Raw genomic sequence first — 26532 nt, forward strand, 5'->3', positions numbered from 1 at the left:
TGAAGGGAAAACAAAGACTTTATATTGCCTATGGGAGCAATCTGAATCTGGAGCAGATGGCATTTCGTTGTCCGACTGCGAAGGTAGTAGGAAAGAGTGAATTAAAGGATTACGAACTGTTATTTCGGGGAGGCCGCAGGGGGGCTGTGGCAACCGTAGAACCTAAAGCAGGGAGTACTGTGCCGGTACTGGTCTGGGAGATTCAGAAGAAAGACGAGGCATCGCTGGATCTTTATGAAGGGTATCCGAATTTCTATGATAAGCAGATGCTGGAGATTGAACTGGATGGAAAAATTGTTCCGGCCATGGTTTATGTGATGACACCAGGGCATTCATTTGGAATTCCCTCTGACCATTATGCCAATGTAATCTGGCAAGGGTACGAAACGGCAGGGTTTGAAACCCAGTTTCTGGAGGACGCAATCGAACATGCTTATCAGCTTGTACAGAAACAGGAAAGAGAGGGAGGCTTCTATCAGCAGAGCCTGTTTCATATGGGGGGCTATGATGGAATGAAATAAATCCTGATGCGTCAGATGAATATCTCGATAAAAAGTGTGGAAGGAGTGATTTTATGGCCGTCTCAGCTGCCGCTGTGACAGCAAAACTGGTAGCGCTTACCCTCTCTGGCCGGAATGGGCGGACTGTGGTTTTTTCTGTTATTGCAGCATTAGTAACCCCTGTTATTTTAATTGCCACCATGATTATGTGCACACTTTCTGGGACTGTAGACCATAACATTTCTGCTGTCCAGCTGTCCTTTCATGGAGGGTATTTGTCCTCAAAGGTGCCAGCAGAGTATCGGATGTACATCGAAAATATGCAGGACAGTTTTGAAAAACTGGATGGGGTGTTAAATGAAATCAATGGTATGGCAGAAGCCGAAGAAGTAGATCCCTACCAGGTAAAAGCGATTTTTTATGCCCTGTTTTTTGGTAAGGAGCACCCTCGGATGGATGAGGGGGACTACCGGGCATTCGCAGATTGTTTTGTAGAGTATGAGGAGAGGGAGGATGAAGAGGGAGAAAACTATACAGTTGCAATTCCAATCCAAAGCCTAAATATGGTCTACGGAAATCTTGTTGCAGAATTAAACCAGGAGGTTTCTCTGGAAGATAAAACGAATGTACAGCGCATCTATATGCTGGCAAAATACGGTGTGAGTGTACCAGGTGGAAATGGTCTTCCTCCCGGACAGGCTATGGGAGATGGGAGTTTTTCCGCGCTGATGGCAGAGGCAACCCGTTATATTGGTTATCCCTATGTATGGGGCGGTAGTTCTCCAGATACCAGTTTCGACTGCAGTGGATATATCTGTTGGGTCTACACGAGATCCGGGGTGTATCACCTTTCCCGAACAACAGCTCAGGGGATTTATGACCAGTGTGCGATTGTGTCAAGAGAGGAAGCTAGACCCGGAGATTTGGTGTTTTTTACGGGAACTTATGCATCTGCGGGGGCGGTCAGCCATGTGGGGATTTATGTTGGAGGCTCTAGGATGCTGCATTGTGGTTCGCCTATTGGCTATGCGGACCTTACTTCTCCTTACTGGAACAGCCATCTGTATGCTTTTGGAAGGCTGGCAACTATTCCGGAATGAGGCAGCTAAAAATGAAATTTGTGCAGATTTGCCGGGACAGTTTATGGATATGTGATATCGACTTTTAGAAAAAAGTTCGGTATTGTGTGTGGCTGAAAGGAGGGAAGTAACCGATGGATGAGATTATGGATCAGTTAAATCAGGTAATCGAAGAACGAGTTCTGGAGCTGAAGAGAAAAAGTGAAGAGGACAAGGTTCCCGCTTATTGCATAGAGACCAAGGAACATGTCCTCCGCATGGATCGAATTCTCAATAGCCTTTCAGAGGATGACCGGCAATGGTTGGATGACCAGCTTATGGCTAAAATGGATATACCGGAACAGGAGCGTCTGAGGTATTATAAGGCAGGTCTTGCAGATGCCATTGAACTAATCCATTATTTAAGAACCTGATGAAACGAGATCGGGCGGCTGTGTGAGCAGCCGCCTGATTTGCTTTCTGAAAGAAAAAGGAGATTTGAAATGAGAAATACTACGATCAATGTCAGTTTTAACACAGAAAAATTGGATGCGTTAAAGTTCCACATGGAAAAAAGGGACACCGATCTTCAGGGGGAATTAAATGATACAGTACAGAAACTGTATGAAAAATATGTCCCGCAGGCTACCCGTGAATATATTGATGACAAGGTGGCAAGAGAAATATCCGCCAGAGAACGTACCCGTAGAGCTGATCGGACTGCGAGACGGGAGGAGTCCCAGCTGGAAGAATCAGAAATCGTATGATAACCAGAAAAAAGAAAACGGAATCCCCAGTCATCCATGACATCCCCGTGTAGCCCCCTGTGTGCCCCTGTGTCGGGCTTTGGACAGCTAGGTGGCATCGTGGTACCCATACGAGGATTTTAAGCGGTGTTGGGCAAATGTGAGAGAAGGTTATGGAAACAGCAAGAACACGGGGGGATACGGGATTCCTGAGTGGTTGGCAGGGTCGAAACGTGTGCAGGTTAAAGGGGGTATGCTGCTTTTGGCAGCCCACCCCTGGAAAACACCGACCGGCAAAGCCGTTCGGGAAATTTGGTTTGAATACTTTTGGGAAAGGCGGTCGAAAGAATGGTGCTGGATTTTTGAAAGTGGCAGGATTTTGGAGGAAATGAGAGAGATTTTGTGAATACCTGGTAAGGAGGGAACGATGGGGAGCGAAAATGCGAAAGTCCGTGTTGGGATTTATATCGAGAAAGCAATATTAGAACAGGCAGACGGGTTGTTGGAGACTGCCAATGTGCGTTCCAGAAACGAATTTGTAGCAGAAGCGCTTAAATTCTATATGGGATATCTTCTTGCAGGAAAAGCAGAAAATTATTTTTTGCAGTCACTGGCGTCTGTGCTTACGGGAACCGTTCAGGATAGTGAGAACCGTCTGGCCAGGATGGACTTTAAGATAGCAGTGGAATTGTCCAAGCTCTCACAGGTAATTGCCTACACCCATGATGTGGATGAAGAATCTTTAAACAGGCTGCACGTAAAATGTGTTGATGAAGTGAGGCGGATCAATGGAACTGTGAAGTTTGAAGATGCGTATCATTATCAAAAGCGGGATGTGTAGATGTTGTTGGGAAAGAAAAGATGGAAGGAGAATTGATTTGTAATTCCTTCGACTTATACATGGATCATTCCAACTCACATTTTGTATGGAGAAAAGGGGACTCAGACATCTTATGAAACATATCCAAGTTTGTGGATAGAATCGAAGCGGCACCTATGGTTATGGGAAACGTGGAGTATTGGTTTCACACGAAAGAGCAGATAGACTTTTTTTCTGACTGGATTAAGCAAAGTGCCTGATATGCTCCAAATGGTAAAAACTGTAACGGAAGATGATATGATAAAAGCAGGAGGAATCATGGTGTGATATGCCATAGGTTCCTTTTTGTTTTTTTAAAAGGAGTAACATGCCAAAACTTATTTTTACTTCCCGATATTTAAAAGATGCAAAACCATCTCAGAAAGAAAATTATGTCCATTACATTGGAACGCGGAAAGGGGTAGAGAAAATTGATACGAGTAAAAAGTACCTCCCAGCAACGGTGAGTCAAAAGAAGTTGGTGCATCAGCTCCTGCAGGATTTTCCGGCGACAAAAGAAATGCTGGAGTATGAAGATTATCAAAGAAAACCAACAATCGAAAATGCCTCGGAATTTATTTCCTGTGCATTGGAACAAAATCTTGATATAGCAGCGACACGAAAAAATTATGTGGATTATCTGGCGCATCGTCCCCGTGTAGAAAAGATTGGTGAGCATGGTCTGTTTACAGATGAGGGAGAACCGGTGGTTCTTGGACAGGTGCAGAATCAGGTGGCAGATCACAAGGGAATTGTGTGGACACATGTGATTTCCCTTCGGCGCGAGGATGCAGCCCGGTTAGGGTACGACAGTGCTGTTCAGTGGATGGCATTGCTGCGTTCCAAACGGGCAATGCTGTGTAAGCATATGAAAATTGACAGCGCCAATCTGAAATGGTACGCTGCATTTCATAATGAAAGCCATCATCCCCATGTTCATCTATTGGTGTACTCAGTAAAAGATGGAGAAGGGTATCTGACAAAGCAGTCGATTGAGGCCATGCGTTCTGAGCTGGCGCATGATATTTTCCGTCAGGATTTTGCAAATATTTATGAGGAACAGGCGCAGTCTCGTATGAATTTAAAGGAACGGTCGGAAGTTGTAATGAAGACATGGATAGATGAAATACGGGCGGGGACGCTTAAGAGTTCGGAAATTGAAACCAGTATGATGCAGCTTTCTAAACGGCTGCAGAATACAGGTGGGAAAAAGGTTTATGGCTACCTGAAGAGAGATGTGAAGGATCTGGTCGATCACATCGTAGACGAGTTGGAGAAAGATGACCGGGTGTCTGCCCTGTACCGGGAATGGGGGCTATGGCAGGATGAGATTGTGAAGACCTACCGAAAACAGACGGAAGAATTACCGCCTTTATCAAAACAGCCTAAATTAAAAAGTATCAAAAATATGGTGATTGCAGAAGCATTAAGGCTTGGCAGTCATCATTTTTTGTTTGAAGAGAATGAAGATGGATACTCAGAGCCAAAGGACGATTTTTTTATACAAGAACCAGATCCCACAGCAGAGCTGACAGGGGAACTAGATTCGGACTATGCGGAGGAGGAACTTAAGCAAGAGCTTTTTCCTAATGGCAGAAAAGGAAAATCCAGTTCCAACTGGTGGACAGATGGATATATACAGGCTAGGAATTACTTGTATGGCAGCGATTCTACATTACAGGATTTTGAAAAGGCATATCAGAAGTTCCTTCAGGAGGCAGAGCTGGGGAATGGGTTTGCCATGCACGACCTTGGCCGGATGTTTGCGGATGGCTTGGGACGGGATGCGGATGTGGGGCTGGCACAGAAATGGTATGAGAAGGCATTGGAAGCATTTCTTGTAAGAGAAGAATCCGTAAAGAAAAAGAAGAAACCCTATCTGCAATATCGTATTGGGAAAATGTATGCTTCTGGTTTGGGATCAGAACAAAATTATGAAAAAGCGGCACACTGGTTTTCTCAGGCGGCTGCAATGGATCATAAGTATGCCCAGTATTCTCTGGCTGGGCTTTACCGGCGGGGCCGGGGGGTGGAGCAAAATAATATACGGGCGTTTTCTCTGTATATGAGTTCAGCAGAGCAGGGGAATCCTTATGCCAGCCTGGAACTGGCGAAGATGTATAGGGATGGTTTTGGTACAGAGCCGGATTTACAGCAGGCAGAGTGGAGATTTCAGAATGCGTATTCCGGTTTTGTGGTTCTGGAAGAAAAAAGTCATGATGATAAACTCCAGTACCGGATTGGTCAGATGCTTCATACTGGAATGGGAACCAGCAAAGATGATGAGGGGGCGGCCAGGTATTGGGAAAAGTCTGCAAAGCTGGGGAATATCAATGCTCAGTATGCACTTGGAACACTCTGGCTGGAAACGGGAAGTGGAGACAGCGGCCAGGCAGTGGAATGGCTTACAAAAGCAGCAAATGCAGAGCACTCAGCTGCCCAGTATGTGTTGGGGAAATTATACCAGGATGGTGTGTATTTTAATAAAGATATGGATCAGGCCATGAAATGGTTCCGCTCTGCAGCAGAACTTGGAAATGAATATGCTGCATATCGGATGGGATGTTTGTTGCTTTTGGGGGAGGAAATACCGAAGGATGTGGAAGCGGCTGTGAAGTGGCTCAGCCTGTCAGCGGAAAAAGGAAATCCATATGCGCAGTATCGGCTTGGAATGCTATATCTCAAGGGGGAAGCGTTTTCTCCTCAAGTGGAAGTGGCAATGAAATGGCTTCAACAGGCAGCGGAGCAGAAAAATGAATGGGCCTTTTATCAGTTAGGGAAGTTATATCTTTCAGGAGAACATGTAACGAAAAATGTGGAAACAGCAGTACATTACCTGGGATTATGTGCGGAAAAAGGAAACCAGTATGCTCAGTATGTGTTGGGAAAGTTATATCTCTGTGGCAGAGATGTTTCCCGTGATCGGGAAAAGGCAGTGGAATATCTGACAGCATCGGCAGAACAAGGAAATCTGTATGCCAGTTTTTTACTGGAACATCTGGATGCATATCAGGATCCGTCCTTGTTTCTGGCAGCAACCAGGCTGCTTCATCATCTGGAAAAGCTGTTTTGCGAAGAAGTACAGAGACCAATGGAAATGAAGCGGTATCAGATTGACCGGAAACGACGCAGGAAACTGTCAGAGAAAAAGCAGGCTCAAGGACATCATAGGGATGATCAGGAGCCGGCACAAGGTATTTATTGACGAAGGAGGATGGCATGGGAGAATTTGTTTATTTTACGGAAGAACAGAAACAGAGGGCCAATGCGGTGGATCTGGAAGATTTTCTTTCCAGGCAGGGGGAAAAGCTGCTTCGTTCTGGAAGAGAAAAGCGCCTGGCCAGTGATCACAGTATTACAGTGAGGGGAAATCGATGGTATGATCACGCGACAGAAAAGGGAGGCTGTGCCATTGACTTTGTGCGGATGTTTTATAACCAGAGCTTTCCGGATGCAGTTACAATGCTGCTTGGTGGAGAACAGGGAGTTGCATACCGGGAAAGCGTGAATCAGCAACTAGAACCGAAAAAGCCATTTGTACTTCCAGAGGCGAACCAGACCATGCACCGTGCTTTTGCGTATCTGATAAAGACAAGGTGTGTGGATCCTAAAGTAGTATCTGTATTTGCAGGAAAACACATGATTTATGAAGATGTTAAATATCATAATGTTGTGTTTGTGGGTTTTGATTCAGATGGAATCCCACGCCATGCACATAAAAGGGGAACCTGTCAGAAGGGACAACCATTTAAGGGGAATGTAGAAGGATGTGATCCAAGGTACAGTTTTCGTTGGGTTGGGAAGAGTAATACCGTGTATGTATTTGAGGCACCGATTGATATGCTGTCTTTTATTTCCATGTATCAAAAGGGGTGGATGGATCATAGTTATGTGGCACTCTGTGGGGTGGCAGAACATGCGTTGATGCAGCTTTTGAATGATGCACCGCACATCTCCCAAATTGCTTTATGTCTGGATCATGATAAGGCGGGAATCCAGGCAAGGGAACGGATAAAGAAAAACCTGTCTGAGCGGGGATACCATATGGTATTCTCGCTTTTTTCAAATCTGAAGGATTGGAATGAGGATCTTCAAGAGCTGAAGAAGCCACCGCCGGAATATATGAACAGACAGCAGACAGTTATACAGATGATGTGAGAGGAGGGGAGTAGGATACAGGGAGTCATTATATTTATTTGTATAGGTTTGGGGATGTTCGCTGTAATCGGCAGTCTGGTAATGATATCAAATCATTATACCTTAAACGGAATTAAATCGAGAACGGTAGGAGACGGGCAGTATGGAACTGCACGGTTTGCAACGGAAAAGGAAATACGGGAAACGTATGCTCATGTACCATATGAACCGGAGCAATGGAGAGCAGGAAAGCATCTACCAAAAGAGCAGGGGCTGGTAGTTGGATACAAAAAGAAAGGAAATTCCATCACAGCACTGGTAGACAGTGGAGATATTCACTGTCTCATGATCGGGGCAGCAGGAGTGGGTAAGACCGCAAACTTCTTATACCCTAATATCGAATATGCCTGTGCTTCTGGAATGAGTTTCCTCACCACAGACACGAAGGGCGATCTGTTTCGTAATTATGCAGGTATAGCCAAGGAATATTATGGCTATCGGATTTCCATTCTGGATTTACGAAATCCCACCCGTTCTGATGGCAACAATATCCTGACGCTGGTTAATAAATACATGGATGAGTATTTAAAGAATCCTGAAAATCTGGCAGCAAAGGCAAGAGCAGAGAAGTATGCGAAAATTACAGCTAAAACAATCATCTGCTCTGAAGGGGCTTCTGCCAGCAGTTATGGACAAAATGCTTTTTTCTATGATGCAGCAGAAGGTTTGCTGACTTCTGTGATTCTGTTGATTGCAGAGTATTGCCCGCCAGAGAAACGCCATATCATTTCTGTGTTCAAGCTGATTCAGGATCTTCTAGCGCCATCCCCAGTGAAGAACCGGAGCCTGTTCCAGTTACTTATGGATAAGCTGCCACCTACTCACAAGGCGAAGTGGTTTGCAGGAGCAGCTTTAAATTCTGCGGATCAGGCAATGGCCTCTGTGCTATCCACAACCATGTCCAGATTGAATGCGTTTCTGGATTCTGAAATGGAACAGATCCTGTGCTTTGAGAGTACCTTGGACACGGAAACATTCTGTAGGGAAAAGTCAGCAATTTTTATTGTGCTGCCGGAAGAAGATAACACGAAGTATTTTATGGTATCCCTGTTTTTACAACAGCTTTACCGGGAAATGTTGACGATTGCAGATGAACATGGAGGAAAGCTGCCCAACAGAGTCATGATGTTTGCGGATGAAATCGGAACCATACCAAAAATTGAATCCATGGAGATGATGTTTTCTGCAGGCCGTTCCAGACGGATCAGCATGGTTCCTATCATTCAGAGCTTTGCGCAGTTGGAAAAGAATTATGGAAAAGAAGGTTCCAGTATTATCATCGATAACTGCCAGGATATTTTGTTTGGAGGTTTTGCACCAAACTCAGAGAGCGCAGAAATCTTATCAAAAGCATTGGGAAACAGAACAGTGTTGTCTGGTTCTATATCCAGAGGAAAAAATGACCCCAGCCAGAGCCTGCAGATGATGAGCAGACCATTAATGGCGCCGGAGGAGTTAAAGACCTTGCCAAAAGGGAATTTCATTCTTGCTAAGACAGGGGTATGCCCTATGAAAACAAGACTTCCTTTGTTTTTTAAATGGGGTATCCGGTTTGAGGAGGTTTATGAAGTCCCGGAACAGGCAGCAAGAGAGGTTGTATATGCTGACCGATTGGAATTGGAGGAGGAAATAGTAAGGCGGTCTGATTTTGATGAGGAAGACTTATGGAGGGGATCTGTTGAAAGCGGAAAGTTGGAGGAGGCTTCTTTTTTAGGAGGAAAGGCTCATGGAGAGACAGCGAAGGAAAAACAGCATAAGGCAGCTACTCGAAGACCACCTCTTAGAACCGATTAGCAGAGAGGAGAACAGATGGCTTATTTTTCTAAAATTTATTCTTCAGATCTGCCCCATCGGGCTAAAGCTGTGTATATGTATTTGAAGGACCGGAGTAATACAGACGGACAATGCTATCCTGCGATTGGCACTATCGCAAAGGAATTAAACCTATCACGGAGAACTGTAGAACGGGCGATTCAGGATCTGGTAAAGGCTGGGCTTATAAAAAAGGAACAGAGGTGGCGTGAAAACGGAGGAAAAAGCAGTCTTTTATATACGCTGATAGACAGCAGCTAGAAGATACGCCACCAAGGGATCAGTTTGTTTTCTTGGTGGCATATGGGATATGGCAATATGACATATGAAGAGAAGGTATCACTTGAAGAAATATAATAATCAGAGAAAAAATTAGACAGTTATCTATAAAAAAAGAAGGTGAGTGTGAGGTTAATGCGTATCAATTTTTGGTGAATATAAAACAACTTAGGGTAAGAAAAATATTCCCGAATAAAACAATATGTGGTATAATAAAAAAATGCTATGTGAACAAAAAGGGTGCCGCTATGAACAAATATATTGGACAGCAATTTGCTGCTTTAAGATACGAAAAAAATATTTTGGTTGTTGAAGAAACTACATCCTCTGGTGGATGCGGCTCCTTCAACGCGGCTTCTTCATGTCCTGCGTCAGCCTGTCTTTATGACAGTGCGGCGTGGGGCTTTTTTATTGCCTGAAAGGAGTATGAGAACATGAGTCTGAAATATACCTGCCCCAGCTGTGGAACCCCCTTGGGTTATGAGGGATTGTGTTGGAAATGTAAGTGCGAGCAAGAACGGCAAGCTGCTCTGGCCTGGACGCCGGAACAAATTGTCGAAAAACAAAGAAACTTGATACAGAACATCCAGAGGCTGGCTGATATGGAGGATCCAGAGTTCGCCGACTTTTGGCAGCTGCTTGGCTACCATGATGCCATCACCCCGGAGATTCAGCGAGTGGCACTGGCCGCAGAGGTGTTCTGGCCCTGTGAGATCTATTATCACGCTCCCGCCGATGTGCGGGATGGTCTGATCCATGCGCTGTTGTCCGCGGAATATTCCAGCGCGGCCTCCAACCTGATGAGTTGCCTTGCTATGCAAGGAGATGACAAGGCAATGGAGACTCTGCTGGAGCTGGAGCGAAATCCCCGGCCCTGGCGCAAGGGCCTCTATGTAGACCCATCCAGCTATGCGCAGATCGGAGGCTGGACCTTCGACAAGGAGGGCCAGAAAATCCAACTCAACTTCGACACCTGCTATCCTATGGTCAAGGGAACCACTGGCGAGAAATCTCCCGTCCGCATTGGCCTAGAACGGGAAGATACCTGTCCCCACTGCGGCGGACGCATGGTGGATATATTGGTGCTGGACGGCCGGGATGAGCGGCTCCGGTTTCTGGGACTGGACGGTATCCTGACCGCCACATGCTGCCCCAGTTGTGTGGGCTTTTTGAAAGGCCCCGCCTTTAACCGTTTTACCCTGGATGGCGGCGTGGAAGTCTTTCCCTCCGAGCTCTTTGACGGGGCGGAGAAGACGGATTGCTATGTCAGTCCCGAGGACTACAAGGCCCTCACCGAAAATCCCTTTGTGCTGGGCGAAGCGCCGGTGCCCCTGTTTTACGGCGCGGCCTGCCAGGATGTGAACACCGTCGGCGGCTTTGGCAACTGGGTGCAGGACGCGGAATATACGACCTGTCCTCACTGCGGCAAGCCCATGAAGTATCTGGTCCAAATCCAGTGGGATACGGTGTTTGACTGTGCGGAGGGCACGCTCTATGTGGAGTTCTGCCCGGACTGCCATATCGTGTCCATGCAGCACCAGCAGACCTGAAAGGGAGAACGCCATGAAAAAGAGAACGGTTAAGGACTTTATTGCTCTGTACGCCCCGGAAGATGAGGAAAAGCTGGTACTGATTCAGGACGGTATCAGCGCGGATAAAACTTTTCTGGATACCTTCTGGGCGGCGCATACCCATGCCCTCGCAATGGCAGATGTCCAGACTGGACAGGTGATCTCCGGTCGATGCTACCTGAGCTGGCCGCTGACGGACAAGGAACGGGATGCCGGTGGCTATTCCAAGCGGTTCGCCAAGGGCCAGATCTACCGGATCAAAGCCCGCGGCTGGAAAGGTGATGCCCTCAGTGAACCCCAGTGGTATGTCACGGAAGTGCTGGAGGAAGGTGTCCCCTGTCCAGCATTAGAGGAGATCTGGACGGAATATACAAAGCCCATTCTTCTGGAGGACGAAGTGCTGGGAACTCTCACACTGGATCGGGAGATGAGCACATTCGAGGGAACCTGTAAGTGGATGGGAAACGAAGTCCATATCTCGCTGGATGTGGACACTGAAAAGAAAGCGTCCTGGACCCGCGTCACCAATGTGATGAAGAAGCTGGTGGCAGAGCAGGAAGCCTGGGACAAGTCCCTGCGAGCGATGGCTGCCCAAAAGCTCACTGCTCAGGCCAACGAATGGCTGGCCGACAATGACCAGACTGACCGAGATCCGGAGAAAGACCCCATCACCGAGGATGAGTTCGCCCGTCGTATCCTGCTCACCGAGTTTACAGTATCTCCCGGCGGCCGGTTTACCGCCTGGTATGAGGACGACGATATGTTCTGGGGCCATGTGGTCACTGTGGATGGGACACTGAAAAAAGGTCCTGTTGACGCTGATATACAGGGCTGACTACAACCGATTACAAAAGGAGGTGTCCACTATGTGCGAGCACTGCCGAAACATTCAAATATGGAGAAAATTTGACGCCCCAAAGGACTATCTGGCCTGTATTGCTTACATTCAGCAGTTGGTGTCGGAGGGGGAATTTGAATTGATAGCAGAGGAGTCCACCTGCCCGCTGGAGAAGGTAAAGACTGAGGATGGATGGGCAGACGAAATTATGGCTCACATGATCCGGTGCAAGCACTGCGGCCAGATCTTCACCTGTGTGGTCAACACCTGGCGAGGCAGTGGACACTTCAAAAAAGGCAAAGGATGACACAGAAAAGGCGGTGAAATGATGAATCAGACAGAAGAAACAAAACTGCTGGAGCAGATTGAGAAGTGGAATGATGCGGACGAGTTCTCACGATGTATTGAGGCCATCGAGGCTATCCCGGAACAGGAGCGGGGCTATTTGCTGACCGTCAAGCTGAGTCGGGCTTACAGCAATCTGGCGGCTCTGGGAGATCATGGAGAGCATGGGACCGACGGTGAAGTGGACGGGGATCTCATCCGACACGCCATTGAGCTGCTGGAGTCCGTCCGCACCCAGGGTGAGAACGATCCCTACTGGAATGCCCGGATGGGCTACTCCTGCCTGATGGCATACGGCTCCGCAACCACCGCTTATGAATACGCAAAATGCTGGCTGTCCCTGGCCCCGGATGACCCGGATGCCCAAGAGCTGGTGCGGGACTGTGAGAAATATCTGGAGGAGGAAAATTCCTTGGAACTGGATTGGAAAGAGCGGGAGGAGATCATCCGGTGGGAGACCATCCCCCCTGCCGACGATGACATCCTCGGCCATGTGAAAGTACATATCGACCAGTATTTCGGTGTCTATACCCAACTCCTCACGGACGACAGCGATCCGGATCACCCTCTGGAAATCGCCGTCATCCTGCCTCGACCGGAACATGACTACTACACCCTGGTCACTGTGGGCCTGAGCCGGCATCGGATGGATTTCTCGGAGGAGCGTCGGGAGGAAAAACTGGAACGGGCAGAGCTGCTCATCAACCTGCCCCGAGACTGGAAGCTGACAAAGGCAGACTGCCGGGAGGAACGGTGGAGCTGGCCCATCCGGATGATGCTGGCCACCGCCCACTTCGCCATGGAGGACCCGGAGGTAGGGCTGGAATCCAGAACTACACTTATGGAGGGTGAGGATGGCATCCCCTTTGCAGAGAATACGGACCTGCGGGGCGAGATCCTGCTCTATCCCGGTGTGTTTGGGGAGGAGTCCTTTTTCTGCCGTCTGCCGGACGGGGACGAGGTCAACTTCTATCAGGTGATCCCCCTCTACCGGGAGGAGCTCCAATACAAGCTGGAGCACGGCTCGGATGCCCTGCTGGACCTCTGCCCAGACGAGAGCCTGGAGGTCATCAATCCACACCGGCTGAATGTGGTCACCGACCGAGAGAAAATCAGCTACGACCCAGCGGAGATGGACAACGCCGCAGACCAGATCAAGAAGATCCAAGAGCTTCACCTGCCAGTGGACGAATTGGACGCCTGCAATCTGATGGTTTTCTTCCTGGGCTGGGCTATGAAGCGGGGCCAGATGAGTAACCCGTTCATCTCCCGGTATCGGGAGATAGTGGAGGCAGTCCAGACCGGAAAGGGGCCTGATCTTCGGGTGTTCATCCTGGACAACCTGGATGGGAAATTGTCTACTCAGTTCTTTGACCGGAGAGGCTCCGGTTTTGCCCAGTGGTACGCCCAGGACAACCGATCCAACCCCTATGTCTACCGCCGGGATTGCCGGAATATCGTCTTGGACAAGCTGAAAGACCGTGTCTGGAACAGTATTGCGGAAAAAGAAGCGGCCTACCTACTTCTGCCATATACCGAAGAAATCCGTCAGAGTGTGGAGCAGCTGTTAGATGAGCGGTATCAACAGTATCTGGAAGCGGAATTTGCAGATGACCCCGAGGAGCGGGTGGCGCGGGCAGCGGAAGGGAAACCGGCTGTCATTCCCGACTGGGACGGCCCTCTGTTCTGCTACGCTTCTGACCGCGTCGCCCAGGATGGGTGCAAGGTGCAGATTATGGACCGGCTGTTCCCTGAGCGTGAGGATATGGGTTGGGAGAGCGGTTGGGCCTTCTACTCCGGGGACGAGGGCGATGTGTACGGTGAAGGGGATGAATACTACGAGTCACACTGCGGCTTCTATGATATTCGGGACATCTGCCGCATCGATCCAGACATTATCCCGCTCCTGAACCTGCCCTATGGTACCATGCAGATGCGCGGAGAAGATGGAGCGTGGTATGAGGTGATACGCGACGACGAAGGCGAGGAGGAAACCTAAATGAACAGCGAACAGATCACAGCATTTTTGCAAGAGCATTGGTATATTGCCTCAGTGGTCATCGGGGCCGTGATTTTAATTGGAGCGATCCGCAACTGGAACTGGCTCTGCGACCCCACTGGTACGCGGGATGCCCACCGCCACAGCAGAGGATACCGGCGGGTGGTGTTCTTCCTGCTGGGCGTCCTCCTGATCGTGGTGAGCATCTGGGGATTTGTACTGAAATTGAAATAGGAGGAGCAATCCCATGACCCAAGAAGAACAGATCCGACTCTATCGGCTGATGGAAAAACTCAACTGGTTTTTCCACCAAGAGATGCACTACTTGAATAGAGATATTGCGGAAAAGACTGCACGGGAGTGTTACCCGGAGATTCGGGATTTTACATACGATATTTTGTGGAATGACCTGCCCAAAGAGGTGCAGGAGCAGCTCATGGACGAGGAGGAATCCCTATGAGTACGCTGATTGGCTCTTTTGATGGTCTGCACGACAACAGAGTCCTGTGCTACTGCGCTGACTTTGAAGCCCATACCCTGCACATGGATACCCAGACCGAGTCCGGAGAGAAAGTATCCGTTCACTTCACCGGCCTGCTGGCCCACTGGTTTGAGAATGTGATCCAGGACAACATCCTCTTTGGCATGGACGAGATCACCGTGGACGGTTTTTTTGAACAGTATAAAGACCTGCTGGATGGTACCATCCCTTACGGCTTTCCCGCCTGTTGCGGCATCGAGGAGCTGCGGGAGCGCATGGACCGGGAGCACATCCGGGTATTTGTCATTGACTCATCCCTTGGGCTGTGCGGATTTGTCCTGGCTAAGGAGGTGGAACTGCAATGTCAATCACTGCTTATAAAATAGAAGCCGTCGGCCATGACCGAACCGGCAAGAACTTCGGCTATGTGAATATCATGTATCGTTATGGCAACAAGCAATCCTGCCCCCGACCGGATCAGTGCGAAAAGATGGAAGTCATGTGGGCGGATGAGAGCGTCTATGGACCTCCTGCTCCCGGCAGCAAGGTGGGCGATTTTATACAGACATGGCTGATGGGCTCCTGGAACTGCGGCGTGTTTACCCACCGGGAGATCGCCCAGCGGCTGATGGATGCCTTCACTGGCCTGAAACTCAAGGAGCTGGAATGGTTCGAGAACCCCAGAGAAAAGACGCTGAAAAACGGAAAGCCCCGTGCGCGCCGGGCCAAGTGGCTACCGGAGCAGGAGGTAGATCTGGTGTACCTCTACTCCGACCACTATCTTGACGCAAGAAATCCGACTCCCACCGAAACCGACTTCTTCACGGTTACAAGGATGGATGCCTGGGGCATGAGCACCTGGTTTATGTGTACCCCACAGGCCGCTGAAAAGCTGATCGCCATGGATTACGATAATCTGGCTATCCAGGAAACCACCATTGTGGGATAAGAGGAGAATGCGGCATGATTGGAACAGATGAAAACCGGGCGGTGCTTCATGTGGAGGTCATCTTCTGGAGCGGCAAACGAAAAATACCACCCAGCCTGGTCAGTGGAAAGTATTGTCCCCATTTTGTGGTTATTGGAACTACGGAATATCTGGGTGTATGCTTTCTGGACGGAACCGAGTGTACATTTGATACACCGGCCTTGGGAAATGCCCAGCCCCTCTATCCAGATACCATTGACTATGCTCCGCTGGAAAACAATGCGGAATTTTTGATCTATGAGGGAGCCAATGCCGTTGGCAAAGGCCGGGTGCTGGGCCGGACCGTTCCCTATCAAGTGAAACAACAACGAAAGTAGGTGCCTTATGTACCAAATTGCATATATTGGCCGCTGGGAGACAATCCCGGAAACGGCTGCCGCCATCTGTGACCATGACACTCCCAAGCTGGAGGCGCTGCTCCAAGGCGGTCTGGATTTAGATGTACCCATCCAGCTCAGCGAATACATCAAGCTGATGCCATTGGAGATCGCGGTTTTTCGGAATGATGTGCCCATGATCCACTTCCTGCTGGAGCATGGAGCTGATCCCGGTCTGGCAGAGGAACAGCCCCTGCTGCTCACCGCTGCCCGCTGTTGTGGGCCAGAGGTGGTGGCGCTCTTTGCTGGACAGGCCGCAAAACTCAGCCCGAAGCAGAAAGAGCGGGCCTTCCAGGAAGTGCGCTGGGGCAAGCGCCCGGAGAATATCCAGGTGCTGGAGCAAGCCGGGATCACAGTGGACAAGTTTGGCGGCGAGGCGTTCCGGGCGGCGGTGTCTGATGGGCAGGCCGAGCTTGCAAAACTGCTGCTGGAAAAAGGGGCGGACATCAATTACCACAAGCCGGACATGGTGTTCCCTTACGCCTCCACCCCTGTCACCGAGGCCGCCCGCTCAAACAATTTCCTCATGGTGCGCTGGCTGGTGGAACAGGGGGCAGACATCACCCTTGTTGACAAATACGGCGACCGTCCCTACAGTGTGGCGGTTCAGAACAAGAATCAGGAGATGGCCGACTACCTGAAGGCCCTGGAGCCGGAGGAATGGCACAACGAGCAGGAAAAGATCCGGCAGCTCATTCCCTACAAGCTGCCTGCCAAGCTGGTGGAATACTTGAAGACCGGGCCCCTTCGGCTGGAGTTCCCGGAGCAGGAATGGGTGAAGTGGGCGGAACTCTACTCCTTCATGGATGTGCAGGAGATGACCTGGAAGCGGAAAAAGCTGCTCTCCCTCATGGCGAAAATGGATAATTACAGCGACTATTTGCTGCTGTGGAGTCCCAGAGATAAGAAACTCTGCTATCTGGACATTGAGCACGAGGAATTCCATCCCCTGGCCAAATGGGATGACTTCATCGCAGATCCCGGCCGGTATCTGAACGGAATGATCGAGGGCGAGTTTGAGGAATGAGGAGCAAACCGATGACAGAAGAAAACAGAACTTACATCACCCATCTCAAAGCTGCCTGCATTGAGGGGTAAGGAGGATAATATTATGAAACTGAACTGTAAACGCATTGATTTTACATATACACCCGGCGAGGAAATCTTCAGCTTTCCCGATGAATCGGGACTGCCCTTTCTTTTCGATGTAGAGGAAGAACTGACTGCTGATTCTGCCGCTATGGATGCGGTGGGAAAAATGATCGATGAGGCGGAGAAATTGGCGGAAAAGGCCAAAGCCGCCATCAAAGCGGCGCTGGCGGACGAGGACAGCCGCTACCATAGCGTTGTGACATGTTTCATGAAGTTCCATCGGGACGATGTAGGCCCGGATATTGCGGCGGAACTTTTTCCGGGAACCGACCCGGCCAAGTTGTCCTTTGCCGAGATGGTGGACTTTTTGAAGCTCAAGCGGTTCGGCAGCCTGGTGGATGACGAGATGGATCAGCAAGTTTTCATTCTGGACCTGTCCTTCAATCCGGAGATTACTGACGAACTGATGGTGACCTACTTTGACTTGAACAAGGAGATTTTCTGTATCACCCATGAGAGCTGAGGAAAGAAAAAGAGAAAAATATCTGCCCACGCTTCTGATCCAGCAGATCCGCCTGCAATGGTATAAAGACTGTCGGGGCGGAAACGCCGCCGCACAACGGAACCAGTATCCCAGAGCGATGCGGCTGCCTAAAGACTTCTTCTCTTATTATTCCTTTGGCCTACCTACTCACTTTGCATCTATCGTACAGAGGCCCGATGGATTTCGGATTGATAGGGACTGTCGCAGGCTGATGGAATGGAAGCCGAATGGCACAATGCGGCTTCACCCTTTTGAACTGATTCAGCAGGAGTCCGGAATCCAGGTGCGTTACCGCTATGATTGGCATATTGGTGCGATGCCGGAGCGATATACCTATGATAAGACCGGGCAAAAACAGCCCCTCAATGAGCTGGCACTGGATTTGATTCCTGGTGATTATGGTCGAGCTGTCTGCAATGGGCGGTTCCGAGACTGGGACACTGGGATCTGGTATTATGTGCTGGACATTTTGAATGTGATGCCGCTTGCAGAACCCACCGACGCATTGACCAGTTTTACGGACAGAGAACTGAATAAGATATATACCCAGATCGACCGGCTGTGGTGACGAAAAACAGGAGGATACTACCATGATCAAAGAACGCATCCCTATCTCTGGCGATCTGGGCAGCAAGGTTAAGCAGCTGATGGAGTACGCCGGGTGGTACGAAGGCCGCAGTGTGGATATTTCCATTGCGGAGCAGTATTACGCCGATCATGGCGTCCCGATGATGAAGACCACCCAACGGTTTTATCGCAAGTATTTCGGCCTGTGCTGTGAGTGGTACTTGGCGCAGAAAAAGCTGAAATGGGCGGCGGATTTTGAGTTTGCTTTGTTCCCTTACCTGGTCAACGGGATCAAAAACCATTTGGAGGACGCCTATTTCCGGGATATGTCCGGCTGTGAGCTGGCGGAGATCGAACAGGCTGCCGGTCAGAAGTGCCAGCCCATCGGTCACATCGGCTACTACTACCCGGCAGAGGTCTGGATCTCGGAGTACGGGAAACTGTATGCGAAATATGAGTATCAGGACGAGATCGAGTGTTTCCCCGATGTGTTTGCCCTGATCGAACGGGAACTGCGGCAGTGCAAATTTGATTCCGCTGCCATGAAAACGGTTGAGGCACTGGATGGAAAGGTATGACGAAATAATAAGGAGAAAATGTTATGAATATGAAAGAAAAACTGGAGTCGTTGGGCAAAAACAGCATTGTGTTGAAAATTGCTAAGAAAGAAAAATATAAGCTGGGCGCCACCCGCTTCGGCGGAAAGCCGGATGTGCCCCCGGACTTCGTTTGGCCTACTTATGAGGGCGAGAGCTATGACCATGTGGTAAAAGATCGTCCTCTCACTTTCCTGGCCCAGTTCAACTGTGAGGAGCTGGCCCAGTTTGACAAAGAGCATCTTCTGCCCGATCACGGTCTGCTCTCCTTCTTCTATGAAACGGATACCCAGTGCTGGGGCTATGACCCCAATGACAAGGGCTGTGCCCGCGTCTATTGGTTTGAGGACATGTCCGCGCTGTCCGCCGCTGACTTCCCAGCGGATATGGGAGAGGATTTCAAGTTTCCCATGGTCAAGATCAAGCTGGATGCCAAGACCTCCTATCCTTCCTGGCAGGACTTCAGCGAGATGTTCCCGGATGAAAAGGATGACGACGCTTTCAACGATGCTTTGGATGAACTGACTGGCGAGGACCCCGAGAACCCGGATGATCGCTCCCAGCTGCTGGGCTGGCCCGATGTGATCCAGAACAGCATGTTTGACGAGTGCGACCTGGTGACTCAGGGCTACTATCTGGGCAACGGCTGGCTCAATATCCCCAAGGAGGTCCGTCAGCGGGCGGAAGAAACGGCCCGTGACCGCTGGATGTTGCTGTTCCAGCTGGATATCGTGGAGCTTGGAGACTTTGAGCTGATGTTCGGAGACTGCGGGCACATCTATTTCTACATTACCAAAGAGGACCTGGCCGCCCGCCGCTTTGACCGGATCTGGCTGATCCTCCAGTGCTATTAAAAATATGAAACAGGACTTTACTATTTGGCGCAATCAAATATTGCAGAATCCTCGGGACATTTCACCGCTGAAATTCGGAATATCGCAGGATGAGGTCATAGAAATCTTCGGGAATCCCGATGCCGTTTCCACCATGAGAAGCAACGCGAAACCTTTGATCCTCAAATATCATGACATTGAACTGCATTTCGATAGAAAGGCCCCTTATGGGCTCTACTTAATTTACAGCGACGATGAGATCGAGTTGAGCATGACTGCCGAGCACGAAGAAAGGAGCAATCCCTATGAAAACATTTGACCCCAATTATAAACTGCTGGACGAGATGTATCAGGACGATTACTATCCTGCTTTTCTGGTAGACAAGGTAAAGGACGAGCTTCAGAAGGTCATCGACCTGCTGGAGAGCGGCGAAACCGACACCGAAGTGATACAGGAAACGCTGGACGAGGCAGTCTGCGGCATCAATGATCTTCAGGAGGAGTTTGACGAGAACGACAGCGAGATCGAAACTGTGGCACGGGAATGCATTGCGGAAAATGTGGCCTACATTCTGGAATGGTTCAATATCCCCATTGACACCGAGGAGGCCATCCGGGAACGGGACTGGTGATCCCTATGGCAGAAAAAGAACTGGCCGTTTGTGATGAGTGCGGCAGCCTGTTTTTCAAAGGCTCCTCACAGATGATGGGACTGTGCCCGGAATGCGCCCATGTTCTCTATGGCTACCCGAATTGTGACCATCATTTCCAGAATGGCCGGTGTGTGAACTGCTATTGGGACGGCTCGGAGGGCGCGTATATCCAGTCGCTGAAAGGGAACTGAAAATATGGCTTGGGAATATGAAACCTTTGGCCCGGACGGTCAATGCAAATTGTTCGGTGTGAATATCTTTGACTATGATTGGAAAACCACTGGCAAGCGGGTAAAAGTCCAAGACCCGATTTATCACCAAAACCATACTTTTGAGGTCTGGCAGGTGGAGATTGACGGGCAGATTCACCGCTTTGCCGCCGGAGAGTTCTCCAACTGCGTGTGGGGATTTTATTTAGAGAAAGAATGATGAAAGGGGTGTAAACCCATGAAAGCCAATGCCGGAGAGGTCTATACCGTTTACAATCAATATCTGAAACGCTACACCGCCTGCCAGGTGGCCTATATTGCGCCGCCGGACTCGGTGAGCAAGGAACCCTGGGCGGTGGTCCTCTCTCTGGACTGGGTGGGTGACGCCCCTCTGACCGCAGAGGAACTGCCCCATCTCCGCCCGCTCTATAAGGACTTTATGTACAGGCCCCGTGACCTTCATTTGCTGCGGGTGCCGGTGGAAATCCCGCCACAGTACACGCTGGTGGGTACCCTGCCGCCCTTCACCGACCAGCCCTGCCGCTCCTACGGCGGCTGGAGTGACGGCTATGATGTGTACCTCCAGATCCGGTGGCAGGCCATTCCGGAGGAACGGCGGCGGGCCTTCAAGGAGGCCATGGAGAGCGACGAGCAAACGGAGATCGGCGGCATCCCGCTAAAGGTCAACAGCCATCGGGTGATGGACCAGTACGCACCATTCGATTCGGCGCTGGAACTGAAGGCGCTGCCCTGCCTCTCCGACCTCATCTGTGAGCGGTGGCACCCGGATCTGCTGGAGTTTTTGCGAGAAAACCCCTTCGTTGATGAACTGACTTTGCTGAATCACGGCCAGAGGACACTGGATCTGCGGGGCACCAGCATCAGAAAGCTGATGCTGGACATGACCGGGCTGGAGGAACTGTGGCTGGGTGAGGAAACAGAGCAGCTCCTGTTTCAGAACAGGGGGCCGGACGATTGCACCATCCATGCCCCCGAAGATGGCAGCGGTTTGACCCTCCAATTTATCGGGGAATACCGCCCGCACACGGAACTGCCGAACCTATGGGGGCTGCATGGCATCGAGCTGAAGGACTTTGATTTGACCGGACTGACTGCTGTTCATCCCCACCTGAAGGAACTGAGGCTCTGGGGCGCGCCGGGAAACCTGGGGAACTTCTCCGCCGTGGGAGGTTTCCGGGAACTGACGAACCTCTCCACCTTCGACCTGTTCGGTTTCGGTGCGAACGACATCCCCACCCCGGAACAAATGCTGGAGCTTCGCTGGTTCTGGATGACCAGCCTGCCGGAGACGGCGGCAAAAGCGGCAAAACAGCTCTGGAAAAGCAAGCCGGGAATGAACCTGCGGATCACCAAGCCCCGGAAACCAGAGTGGCTGGCGCAAAACCTGGACAATCCATTCCGGGGCTGGGACGGCGCGGAGCATATCCCTGCTTCTGCTGCGAAAAAGGCAGCAAATCAATACCGAAAGACTCGTTCCCAGTTGATGAAGCTGGCCGCTGAGCCGGGCGAGGATGCCCAGGCTCAGGCACTGGAAGCCGTGGTTGCCTACACCCAGACCTTCAACAAGATGGGCTTTATCGAAACCGAGGAACGGGATGAAATTTACATGGCCCTGCGGGGTATCCTGGATGCCCTGCCGGGTAACACTCTCCAGAAGGATGCCCTAATCGAGAAGTTTGATGAGCTTCGTGATTTTTGAAGTATCTACACAAAATGAGTCCTGTTATTGGGAGGTATAGAATATGAAACATCTTAAAATTCTTGTTCCAGCGATATCTCTGTCGGCTCTCCTTTTTTTGGGGGCCTGTAACAGCAAAACCACATCCGCCCCCGCTTCAGAACTTTACAGTCAGGGCCTTGCACTGGTATCTGAAATGAATGAAGCAGTCCAAAGCGAAGCCTGGGTTTCCTTCTTTACAGGCGACACCGCTGTGAGAGAAATTTTGTCAAACGCTGGTCAGGGGGACTTCTCCCAGCCCAAAGCCGTCTATGAAATCCAGTTTTCCGATCAGGCTTTCACCAGTCTCATCGGCCAGACCGACCTGTCCGGCTTTTCTGAATCTTTGCAGAAGCGCATCCATGCCGCCATCCAGAGTGCCACAGCCAACCAGATCAATGCCATGGACGGTGCAGAAACCTTAGCTGCTGCCAGCATCTGTACCGTTTCGGACACCTTTGTCTGCGATGGCCTGACTGAAAACACCCTCTACCTCTACACCTATGAAAATGCCGCTCCAGTCATGGTTTCCTTTGTGGTCGGACAGGACGGTGCCGTATTGGTCACAGGTGTTCCGATTCTCTGTGACAGCTTCTCCCCTGACTCCCCCGAAAACGTTCAACTGTTCTTGGAAGGCTTTGGGGCACAAGTCAGCGAAATCACCATTCCAGACTAAAATCCACATTGTCTGGAACTTTATAGGACTTTAAAAATGATACAATGTTCTCAGAAGAAAGGTTGCGCTATATGAGCCGAATCGTTGATGAACCCTACTTTACATATAGTGCCTACAGCGCCCTCACCACCGGCATCCAGGTAAAATGCCCCAAGTGCCATGGCGCAGGTGTGGTGACAGCGGATGAGGATAACGCCCATTTCCGGTGCCTGAGCTGCGGTCACCGGATGGCGCAGGACCGGACGATCTACCGCTATGATGTCCATAACCAATGCAAAAACTGCGGCAGATACTACCGGGTGGATATTGAAGATGAGGCAAGGCAGCACTTTTCCGTTCTCCATGTGGCCTGCCCCTATTGTGGGACAACCATGTCGGGAGAAGTTCATAAAACAGCGGAGGCTTTCTCCTACATTGCTGATATTCAGGGCGGACGAGAACCTTATTTCGGCCTGGAGCTGTGGTTTTTGACCTCATTCCAGGGCAAAGCGGTCTGGGCCCTCAACCGGGAGCATCTTGCCTATCTGATCAACTATCTCAGTGCCGATCTGCGGGAAAAGCCGCCGGGAAGAGCGAAAATGACCCAGGCCGACCATCTCCCCACCTTTATGAAAACCGCAAAGAACCGGGAGCGGATCGTAAAACTGCTGAAGAAGCTGCAAGAGAAATGAGGAAAACAATATGGCACTACAAAATAAGAAAATCATGCCTCCCCCGTGGCTGGCCCACCGGGAGATCGAGCGATACTCCATTGGCTGGCGCATGGGCTATGGGGAGGATTACATATATCGATTTGGCGATTGGCTGGACACCCTCTCCCCGGAGGAACGGGCGGAATACCGCACCCTCTTTCCTGAGCCGGTGACCTGGAAGGGCTGGTGGGATGACGAGGACAGCAGTGAGGTGTTGGAGCACGGCGACTTCTTTGTGGAGGTGTGGCAGCCAGAGGGCCAGCCAAAGTACACCCGCCAGTGGCTCCAGCAGGAGTTTGTTGTGGGGAGAACGCGAGAGCTGTGCCTGTTCTGGGGCCATCAACCTGCCGAGGACGGCCAGCTGACAAAAAGCTGCCTCAGCCAGTGGTGGATGGAGGACTTCTATACGACGGCTGACTCCTACCTCTATATGGAGCAGTATATGATGGCTGCAAAGGCCGAGCTGTTCGGTGACAAAGAGATCCGGGACCAGATTTTGAAATGCAACGACCAAAAGCAGATCAAGGCCCTGGGCCGCAAGGTGCGGGGCTTTGATCAGAAGGTATGGGACAAGTTCAAGTACGCCATCGTGCTGCTTGGCAACTGGCACAAATTCAGCCAGAACCGCGAACTGCGGGAGTTTTTGCTTTCCACCGGGGACAGCGTGCTGGTGGAGGCCAGCCCCTACGATGCCATCTGGGGTATCCGCCTCGCGGCCAGCTCCCCGGAGGCCCAGGACCCCATGAAGTGGCGTGGACAAAACCTGCTGGGCTTTGCGCTGATGGAGGTGCGGGACGAGCTGCGTCGGGTGACACAGAATGAAATGCTTTGCGATTGGAGTACAGTATGGCAGAAATGAAACTTTATGAACTGGAAATGCTCCGCAGCAGGATCTATCACGGGGAGCAGGAACTGATTTCCACTCTGACACCGGAGCAATTCTTTGCCCTGCTGTCTCACGACTATGATACTGGTTTTGCTGCTGGAAAAGCCTCCGCACAGAAGGAAATTCTCTGTATGCTGGCAGCGGACGGGATGCCTGCTGAGAAGATTGCGCTTCTATTGCAGATGAAGACAGAGTCGGTGCGGGAGATCATGGCCGCCAAGCAAGCCCACATTGAGAAATGCAGAAAGAAACTTGAACAGGCGGTGAAGCCATGAAAGACCTTTGCCAATACGGAAACCGACCGGAGGACGAATGGGAAATCTTGCCCTGGATACCAGACCCGCGCCCGCCCTTCAAAATTTGGGTGAAGCCGGAGCAGATCGCGCCATTCTTTCTCGTTCCCCACCACCCCTATGCGATCTCCCTTCTGCTAAAGATCAGCGACGGATTCCGGACAGATGAATTCCGACGGTTGGGACTGACCGGCAGCAGCGAGGACTGGGAGCAGCTTGTCCGGGGCGTGATCCAGGAGTTCGAGGAAAATAACAGCGGCGTGGATCTGTTTCACTTCGACTCCGACGAAGATGTGTTCTGCGTGTACTCCCAGTACATCGACGATTTGATGCTGCTGTCCAAAATGATCCGGGCGGCTTGTGACAATGAAAAAACGATGGGGATGTATCTGAACATGAGCGAGGTTGCGAAAGCATGAAAGAGTTGACCACTCAAACAGGGATTATAGTAAAATGCAGTAAAACGGCCATTGAATTTTTCCAAAATGCTCAATCAGTGGATTTCTTCTCTGCACTGGAGATTCCGAAGGAATTTCAAGACATAGCGGTTGAGTTTTATGATTTGATTCTGGAAAACGACCATCCTACAGCTTTGCTGGGCTGTCGTGGCAATTATGATATTGCGGTACAGATAGATGAGGTAACCGGCACCATGACGGGGTGGCATTGGTTCAAATGAGGGAAACGGAATGATCGAGTACATCAAACTCTTTTGGGAGGGCGCACCGGAGGGAGAACCGTCGGTGATCCTCTATGAAGTGGATACAGGAAATGAGCGGCTGGCTCTCCGCTCCATTGACATCTTTATGGACGGTCACACCCACAACATACCTGACCTTTACGACGGAGCTATTGAAATCACGCCCGTCCCCACCGTGGAGGAATTGAATACCCATGTCTGGGGCGAGGAATTCCACGCCTGCGTCATAGAGAAAGCGGAATTTGAGGTCATCTGGGAAAGCCGATTTTATAGCGGAGCGTTTTGAAAAGCGAGGAATGACAATGGTTGAGATCAATCGCGTCTGGCTCAATGTGGATACAGACACCAACAAAATCACACTATTCGACCGTCCCCGTGTATCCATCCGTGTGGATGAGTACATTTGGAGTTTGATCGAAGAACATATCGTGAAGCCCCATAAGCTCATGCGCAGCGAAAAGCATAGGTATCTGCTGAAAATTTCGTTTCACCGATTTGATCCGGTGCGGCACCGATATTATCCGCTTTCCCCGTACAACGGGCCGCTTCGGGAAGGCGTCAAGCCGGACAGTGCCAACGGATGGTATCCCCGTGAGGATTTTGCAGACGCCGAGGAACGCACCACCTGGTTCTCTCCCGATAAAATCTGGACAAACTGCGGCAACAAGGTTCTGGATGTCAATGTTGACGCTGCCAATGTAAGCGAGAGCATCACCCCCAGAGAATACGCAAACTTACTGTTCGATGGGATCGGGGCAGCATTGGTGTTCAACTTCAAAAGGCTCAAGCGCGAGGAGTTTGATGGGCTGAAACCCAAGATCGACTGGAGCGTGGTAGAAAGCTTCCCCTTCCCTGCATCCTTTGAGGAGCAGCAGTACATTGGGGACGAGGGCAAAATTCATGTGTATTCCTGGGATGGCAGACAGGAAACAACCCTTGTAGGCCCCTATTCCGTGCGGGAATTGTATCTGGAACATTTCGGAGAATAGTTAGGAGGAATCTG

37 protein-coding genes are annotated in these 26532 nt (G+C 50.4%); all 37 read left to right on the forward strand.

What is annotated here, in order from left to right:
* Positions 1–56: 56 nt before the first annotated feature.
* The 37 genes from LIZ87_RS04825 (at position 57) to LIZ87_RS05005 (ending at position 26518) form a co-directional block, all read left to right on the forward strand.
* Complete coding sequence (locus tag LIZ87_RS04825; protein WP_442912181.1) at positions 57–521, forward strand: gamma-glutamylcyclotransferase family protein; 465 nt, start codon at positions 57–59, stop codon at positions 519–521.
* A gap of 125 nt (positions 522–646) precedes the next feature.
* Positions 647–1600: a C40 family peptidase gene (locus tag LIZ87_RS04830; protein ID WP_330664540.1), complete on the forward strand. Its 954-nt coding sequence runs from the start codon at positions 647–649 to the stop codon at positions 1598–1600.
* A 113-nt stretch (positions 1601–1713) separates the two neighbouring features.
* Entirely contained in the window at positions 1714–1992 is a 279-nt protein-coding gene (locus LIZ87_RS04835; RefSeq protein ID WP_227145588.1) for a chemotaxis protein, read from the forward strand.
* A gap of 69 nt (positions 1993–2061) precedes the next feature.
* Entirely contained in the window at positions 2062–2325 is a 264-nt protein-coding gene (locus tag LIZ87_RS04840; RefSeq protein ID WP_055650613.1) for a DUF6103 family protein, read from the forward strand.
* A gap of 406 nt (positions 2326–2731) precedes the next feature.
* Positions 2732–3145 carry a hypothetical protein gene (locus LIZ87_RS04845; RefSeq protein WP_002593797.1) on the forward strand — a complete coding sequence of 138 codons (414 nt, stop codon included), beginning with the start codon at positions 2732–2734 and terminating at the stop codon, positions 3143–3145.
* A gap of 346 nt (positions 3146–3491) precedes the next feature.
* Positions 3492–6368 carry a MobP3 family relaxase gene (mobP3, locus tag LIZ87_RS04850; RefSeq protein ID WP_227145590.1) on the forward strand — a complete coding sequence of 959 codons (2877 nt, stop codon included), beginning with the start codon at positions 3492–3494 and terminating at the stop codon, positions 6366–6368.
* 14 nt (positions 6369–6382) lie between these two features.
* Positions 6383–7321: a DUF3991 and toprim domain-containing protein gene (locus LIZ87_RS04855; protein WP_178711366.1), complete on the forward strand. Its 939-nt coding sequence runs from the start codon at positions 6383–6385 to the stop codon at positions 7319–7321.
* A 54-nt stretch (positions 7322–7375) separates the two neighbouring features.
* Positions 7376–9154 (forward strand): VirD4-like conjugal transfer protein, CD1115 family, encoded by a 1779-nt coding sequence (locus LIZ87_RS04860; protein ID WP_178711368.1) that lies wholly within the window; start codon positions 7376–7378, stop codon positions 9152–9154.
* A 15-nt stretch (positions 9155–9169) separates the two neighbouring features.
* The gene (locus LIZ87_RS04865; protein WP_002593789.1) at positions 9170–9433 is read left to right on the forward strand and encodes a helix-turn-helix domain-containing protein; all 264 of its coding nucleotides are present in this window, start codon (positions 9170–9172) and stop codon (positions 9431–9433) included.
* 170 nt (positions 9434–9603) lie between these two features.
* Positions 9604–9870: a hypothetical protein gene (locus LIZ87_RS04870; RefSeq protein WP_227145592.1), complete on the forward strand. Its 267-nt coding sequence runs from the start codon at positions 9604–9606 to the stop codon at positions 9868–9870.
* Between the two features lie 153 nt (positions 9871–10023).
* On the forward strand, positions 10024–11001 hold the full coding sequence (locus tag LIZ87_RS04875; RefSeq protein WP_442912180.1) for a hypothetical protein: 978 nt from the start codon (positions 10024–10026) through the stop codon (positions 10999–11001).
* Positions 11002–11014: 13 nt separating this feature from the next.
* A complete protein-coding gene (locus LIZ87_RS04880; RefSeq protein WP_227145596.1) occupies positions 11015–11857 on the forward strand; it encodes a DUF2262 domain-containing protein in 843 nt (280 codons plus the stop codon).
* Positions 11858–11888: 31 nt separating this feature from the next.
* Positions 11889–12167, forward strand: coding sequence for a hypothetical protein (locus tag LIZ87_RS04885; protein ID WP_227145598.1), 279 nt, complete (start codon positions 11889–11891; stop codon positions 12165–12167).
* Between the two features lie 21 nt (positions 12168–12188).
* Positions 12189–14204 (forward strand): immunity protein Imm33 domain-containing protein, encoded by a 2016-nt coding sequence (locus LIZ87_RS04890; RefSeq protein WP_227145600.1) that lies wholly within the window; start codon positions 12189–12191, stop codon positions 14202–14204.
* Positions 14205–14438, forward strand: a complete 234-nt coding sequence (locus LIZ87_RS04895) for an immunity 17 family protein (protein ID WP_195462159.1) — start codon at positions 14205–14207, stop codon at positions 14436–14438.
* A 13-nt stretch (positions 14439–14451) separates the two neighbouring features.
* The gene (locus tag LIZ87_RS04900) at positions 14452–14664 is read left to right on the forward strand and encodes a hypothetical protein (protein WP_069432244.1); all 213 of its coding nucleotides are present in this window, start codon (positions 14452–14454) and stop codon (positions 14662–14664) included.
* Positions 14661–15071, forward strand: a complete 411-nt coding sequence (locus LIZ87_RS04905; RefSeq protein WP_227145601.1) for a hypothetical protein — start codon at positions 14661–14663, stop codon at positions 15069–15071. Before LIZ87_RS04900 ends, LIZ87_RS04905 begins: the two co-directional genes overlap by 4 nt.
* Positions 15047–15634: a hypothetical protein gene (locus tag LIZ87_RS04910; protein ID WP_227145603.1), complete on the forward strand. Its 588-nt coding sequence runs from the start codon at positions 15047–15049 to the stop codon at positions 15632–15634. The genes LIZ87_RS04905 and LIZ87_RS04910 overlap by 25 nt, the downstream gene beginning before the upstream one ends.
* A gap of 14 nt (positions 15635–15648) precedes the next feature.
* Positions 15649–15990 carry a hypothetical protein gene (locus LIZ87_RS04915; RefSeq protein WP_227145605.1) on the forward strand — a complete coding sequence of 114 codons (342 nt, stop codon included), beginning with the start codon at positions 15649–15651 and terminating at the stop codon, positions 15988–15990.
* A 7-nt stretch (positions 15991–15997) separates the two neighbouring features.
* Positions 15998–17077, forward strand: a complete 1080-nt coding sequence (locus LIZ87_RS04920; protein ID WP_227145607.1) for an ankyrin repeat domain-containing protein — start codon at positions 15998–16000, stop codon at positions 17075–17077.
* Positions 17078–17161: 84 nt separating this feature from the next.
* Positions 17162–17665, forward strand: coding sequence for a DUF2004 domain-containing protein (locus tag LIZ87_RS04925; protein ID WP_227145609.1), 504 nt, complete (start codon positions 17162–17164; stop codon positions 17663–17665).
* Positions 17655–18254, forward strand: a complete 600-nt coding sequence (locus tag LIZ87_RS04930) for a hypothetical protein (RefSeq protein WP_227145611.1) — start codon at positions 17655–17657, stop codon at positions 18252–18254. Before LIZ87_RS04925 ends, LIZ87_RS04930 begins: the two co-directional genes overlap by 11 nt.
* A gap of 22 nt (positions 18255–18276) precedes the next feature.
* The gene (locus tag LIZ87_RS04935) at positions 18277–18831 is read left to right on the forward strand and encodes an SUKH-3 domain-containing protein (RefSeq protein ID WP_227145613.1); all 555 of its coding nucleotides are present in this window, start codon (positions 18277–18279) and stop codon (positions 18829–18831) included.
* A gap of 23 nt (positions 18832–18854) precedes the next feature.
* Positions 18855–19703: a YwqG family protein gene (locus tag LIZ87_RS04940; protein ID WP_227145615.1), complete on the forward strand. Its 849-nt coding sequence runs from the start codon at positions 18855–18857 to the stop codon at positions 19701–19703.
* Positions 19704–19707: 4 nt separating this feature from the next.
* Positions 19708–20001: a hypothetical protein gene (locus LIZ87_RS04945; RefSeq protein ID WP_227145617.1), complete on the forward strand. Its 294-nt coding sequence runs from the start codon at positions 19708–19710 to the stop codon at positions 19999–20001.
* Positions 19988–20314 (forward strand): DUF5713 family protein, encoded by a 327-nt coding sequence (locus LIZ87_RS04950; protein WP_227145619.1) that lies wholly within the window; start codon positions 19988–19990, stop codon positions 20312–20314. Before LIZ87_RS04945 ends, LIZ87_RS04950 begins: the two co-directional genes overlap by 14 nt.
* Before the next feature lie 5 nt (positions 20315–20319).
* Positions 20320–20526 carry a hypothetical protein gene (locus LIZ87_RS04955; protein WP_227145620.1) on the forward strand — a complete coding sequence of 69 codons (207 nt, stop codon included), beginning with the start codon at positions 20320–20322 and terminating at the stop codon, positions 20524–20526.
* 4 nt (positions 20527–20530) lie between these two features.
* Positions 20531–20764, forward strand: a complete 234-nt coding sequence (locus tag LIZ87_RS04960) for a hypothetical protein (RefSeq protein ID WP_227145622.1) — start codon at positions 20531–20533, stop codon at positions 20762–20764.
* Positions 20765–20782: 18 nt separating this feature from the next.
* The gene (locus LIZ87_RS04965; RefSeq protein WP_227145624.1) at positions 20783–22264 is read left to right on the forward strand and encodes a hypothetical protein; all 1482 of its coding nucleotides are present in this window, start codon (positions 20783–20785) and stop codon (positions 22262–22264) included.
* Positions 22265–22307: 43 nt separating this feature from the next.
* Positions 22308–22958: a hypothetical protein gene (locus LIZ87_RS04970; RefSeq protein WP_227145626.1), complete on the forward strand. Its 651-nt coding sequence runs from the start codon at positions 22308–22310 to the stop codon at positions 22956–22958.
* A 71-nt stretch (positions 22959–23029) separates the two neighbouring features.
* Complete coding sequence (locus LIZ87_RS04975) at positions 23030–23629, forward strand: hypothetical protein (protein WP_227145628.1); 600 nt, start codon at positions 23030–23032, stop codon at positions 23627–23629.
* Positions 23630–23639: 10 nt separating this feature from the next.
* Positions 23640–24509: an NADAR family protein gene (locus LIZ87_RS04980; RefSeq protein WP_227145630.1), complete on the forward strand. Its 870-nt coding sequence runs from the start codon at positions 23640–23642 to the stop codon at positions 24507–24509.
* Positions 24497–24811 (forward strand): hypothetical protein, encoded by a 315-nt coding sequence (locus tag LIZ87_RS04985; RefSeq protein ID WP_227145632.1) that lies wholly within the window; start codon positions 24497–24499, stop codon positions 24809–24811. Before LIZ87_RS04980 ends, LIZ87_RS04985 begins: the two co-directional genes overlap by 13 nt.
* Positions 24808–25248, forward strand: coding sequence for an Imm51 family immunity protein (locus LIZ87_RS04990; RefSeq protein ID WP_178711341.1), 441 nt, complete (start codon positions 24808–24810; stop codon positions 25246–25248). Before LIZ87_RS04985 ends, LIZ87_RS04990 begins: the two co-directional genes overlap by 4 nt.
* On the forward strand, positions 25245–25508 hold the full coding sequence (locus tag LIZ87_RS04995) for a hypothetical protein (RefSeq protein ID WP_003524806.1): 264 nt from the start codon (positions 25245–25247) through the stop codon (positions 25506–25508). Before LIZ87_RS04990 ends, LIZ87_RS04995 begins: the two co-directional genes overlap by 4 nt.
* 10 nt (positions 25509–25518) lie before the next feature.
* Complete coding sequence (locus tag LIZ87_RS05000; RefSeq protein ID WP_178711340.1) at positions 25519–25815, forward strand: DUF6881 domain-containing protein; 297 nt, start codon at positions 25519–25521, stop codon at positions 25813–25815.
* A 10-nt stretch (positions 25816–25825) separates the two neighbouring features.
* On the forward strand, positions 25826–26518 hold the full coding sequence (locus LIZ87_RS05005; RefSeq protein WP_227145634.1) for a hypothetical protein: 693 nt from the start codon (positions 25826–25828) through the stop codon (positions 26516–26518).
* The last annotated feature ends 14 nt before the right edge of the window (positions 26519–26532 follow it).

The sequence above is a fragment of the Lacrimispora sp. 210928-DFI.3.58 genome, assembly GCF_020554865.1.
GTDB lineage: Bacteria > Bacillota > Clostridia > Lachnospirales > Lachnospiraceae > Enterocloster.

Excerpts from the sequence above, each read along its gene's own strand:
- LIZ87_RS04940 (WP_227145615.1), top strand. The coding sequence starts at position 18,855 with ATGAATATGAAAGAAAAACTGGAGTCGTTGGGCAAAAACAGCATTGTG.
- LIZ87_RS04860 (WP_178711368.1), top strand. The coding sequence starts at position 7,376 with ATGTTCGCTGTAATCGGCAGTCTGGTAATGATATCAAATCATTATACC.
- LIZ87_RS05000 (WP_178711340.1), top strand. The coding sequence starts at position 25,519 with ATGATCGAGTACATCAAACTCTTTTGGGAGGGCGCACCGGAGGGAGAA.
- LIZ87_RS04995 (WP_003524806.1), top strand. The coding sequence starts at position 25,245 with ATGAAAGAGTTGACCACTCAAACAGGGATTATAGTAAAATGCAGTAAA.
- LIZ87_RS04975 (WP_227145628.1), top strand. The coding sequence starts at position 23,030 with ATGAGCCGAATCGTTGATGAACCCTACTTTACATATAGTGCCTACAGC.
- LIZ87_RS04930 (WP_227145611.1), top strand. The coding sequence starts at position 17,655 with ATGAGAGCTGAGGAAAGAAAAAGAGAAAAATATCTGCCCACGCTTCTG.
- LIZ87_RS04910 (WP_227145603.1), top strand. The coding sequence starts at position 15,047 with ATGTCAATCACTGCTTATAAAATAGAAGCCGTCGGCCATGACCGAACC.
- LIZ87_RS04915 (WP_227145605.1), top strand. The coding sequence starts at position 15,649 with ATGATTGGAACAGATGAAAACCGGGCGGTGCTTCATGTGGAGGTCATC.
- LIZ87_RS04920 (WP_227145607.1), top strand. The coding sequence starts at position 15,998 with ATGTACCAAATTGCATATATTGGCCGCTGGGAGACAATCCCGGAAACG.
- LIZ87_RS04955 (WP_227145620.1), top strand. The coding sequence starts at position 20,320 with ATGGCAGAAAAAGAACTGGCCGTTTGTGATGAGTGCGGCAGCCTGTTT.
- LIZ87_RS04895 (WP_195462159.1), top strand. The coding sequence starts at position 14,205 with ATGAACAGCGAACAGATCACAGCATTTTTGCAAGAGCATTGGTATATT.
- LIZ87_RS04890 (WP_227145600.1), top strand. The coding sequence starts at position 12,189 with ATGAATCAGACAGAAGAAACAAAACTGCTGGAGCAGATTGAGAAGTGG.
- LIZ87_RS04990 (WP_178711341.1), top strand. The coding sequence starts at position 24,808 with ATGAAAGACCTTTGCCAATACGGAAACCGACCGGAGGACGAATGGGAA.
- LIZ87_RS04845 (WP_002593797.1), top strand. The coding sequence starts at position 2,732 with ATGGGGAGCGAAAATGCGAAAGTCCGTGTTGGGATTTATATCGAGAAA.
- LIZ87_RS04945 (WP_227145617.1), top strand. The coding sequence starts at position 19,708 with ATGAAACAGGACTTTACTATTTGGCGCAATCAAATATTGCAGAATCCT.
- LIZ87_RS04960 (WP_227145622.1), top strand. The coding sequence starts at position 20,531 with ATGGCTTGGGAATATGAAACCTTTGGCCCGGACGGTCAATGCAAATTG.
- LIZ87_RS04865 (WP_002593789.1), top strand. The coding sequence starts at position 9,170 with ATGGCTTATTTTTCTAAAATTTATTCTTCAGATCTGCCCCATCGGGCT.
- LIZ87_RS05005 (WP_227145634.1), top strand. The coding sequence starts at position 25,826 with ATGACAATGGTTGAGATCAATCGCGTCTGGCTCAATGTGGATACAGAC.
- LIZ87_RS04885 (WP_227145598.1), top strand. The coding sequence starts at position 11,889 with ATGTGCGAGCACTGCCGAAACATTCAAATATGGAGAAAATTTGACGCC.
- LIZ87_RS04925 (WP_227145609.1), top strand. The coding sequence starts at position 17,162 with ATGAAACTGAACTGTAAACGCATTGATTTTACATATACACCCGGCGAG.
- LIZ87_RS04880 (WP_227145596.1), top strand. The coding sequence starts at position 11,015 with ATGAAAAAGAGAACGGTTAAGGACTTTATTGCTCTGTACGCCCCGGAA.
- LIZ87_RS04905 (WP_227145601.1), top strand. The coding sequence starts at position 14,661 with ATGAGTACGCTGATTGGCTCTTTTGATGGTCTGCACGACAACAGAGTC.
- LIZ87_RS04965 (WP_227145624.1), top strand. The coding sequence starts at position 20,783 with ATGAAAGCCAATGCCGGAGAGGTCTATACCGTTTACAATCAATATCTG.
- LIZ87_RS04935 (WP_227145613.1), top strand. The coding sequence starts at position 18,277 with ATGATCAAAGAACGCATCCCTATCTCTGGCGATCTGGGCAGCAAGGTT.
- LIZ87_RS04950 (WP_227145619.1), top strand. The coding sequence starts at position 19,988 with ATGAAAACATTTGACCCCAATTATAAACTGCTGGACGAGATGTATCAG.
- LIZ87_RS04970 (WP_227145626.1), top strand. The coding sequence starts at position 22,308 with ATGAAACATCTTAAAATTCTTGTTCCAGCGATATCTCTGTCGGCTCTC.
- LIZ87_RS04835 (WP_227145588.1), top strand. The coding sequence starts at position 1,714 with ATGGATGAGATTATGGATCAGTTAAATCAGGTAATCGAAGAACGAGTT.
- LIZ87_RS04855 (WP_178711366.1), top strand. The coding sequence starts at position 6,383 with ATGGGAGAATTTGTTTATTTTACGGAAGAACAGAAACAGAGGGCCAAT.
- LIZ87_RS04980 (WP_227145630.1), top strand. The coding sequence starts at position 23,640 with ATGGCACTACAAAATAAGAAAATCATGCCTCCCCCGTGGCTGGCCCAC.
- LIZ87_RS04985 (WP_227145632.1), top strand. The coding sequence starts at position 24,497 with ATGGCAGAAATGAAACTTTATGAACTGGAAATGCTCCGCAGCAGGATC.
- LIZ87_RS04840 (WP_055650613.1), top strand. The coding sequence starts at position 2,062 with ATGAGAAATACTACGATCAATGTCAGTTTTAACACAGAAAAATTGGAT.
- LIZ87_RS04900 (WP_069432244.1), top strand. The coding sequence starts at position 14,452 with ATGACCCAAGAAGAACAGATCCGACTCTATCGGCTGATGGAAAAACTC.
- mobP3 (WP_227145590.1), top strand. The coding sequence starts at position 3,492 with ATGCCAAAACTTATTTTTACTTCCCGATATTTAAAAGATGCAAAACCA.
- LIZ87_RS04825 (WP_442912181.1), top strand. The coding sequence starts at position 57 with ATGGCATTTCGTTGTCCGACTGCGAAGGTAGTAGGAAAGAGTGAATTA.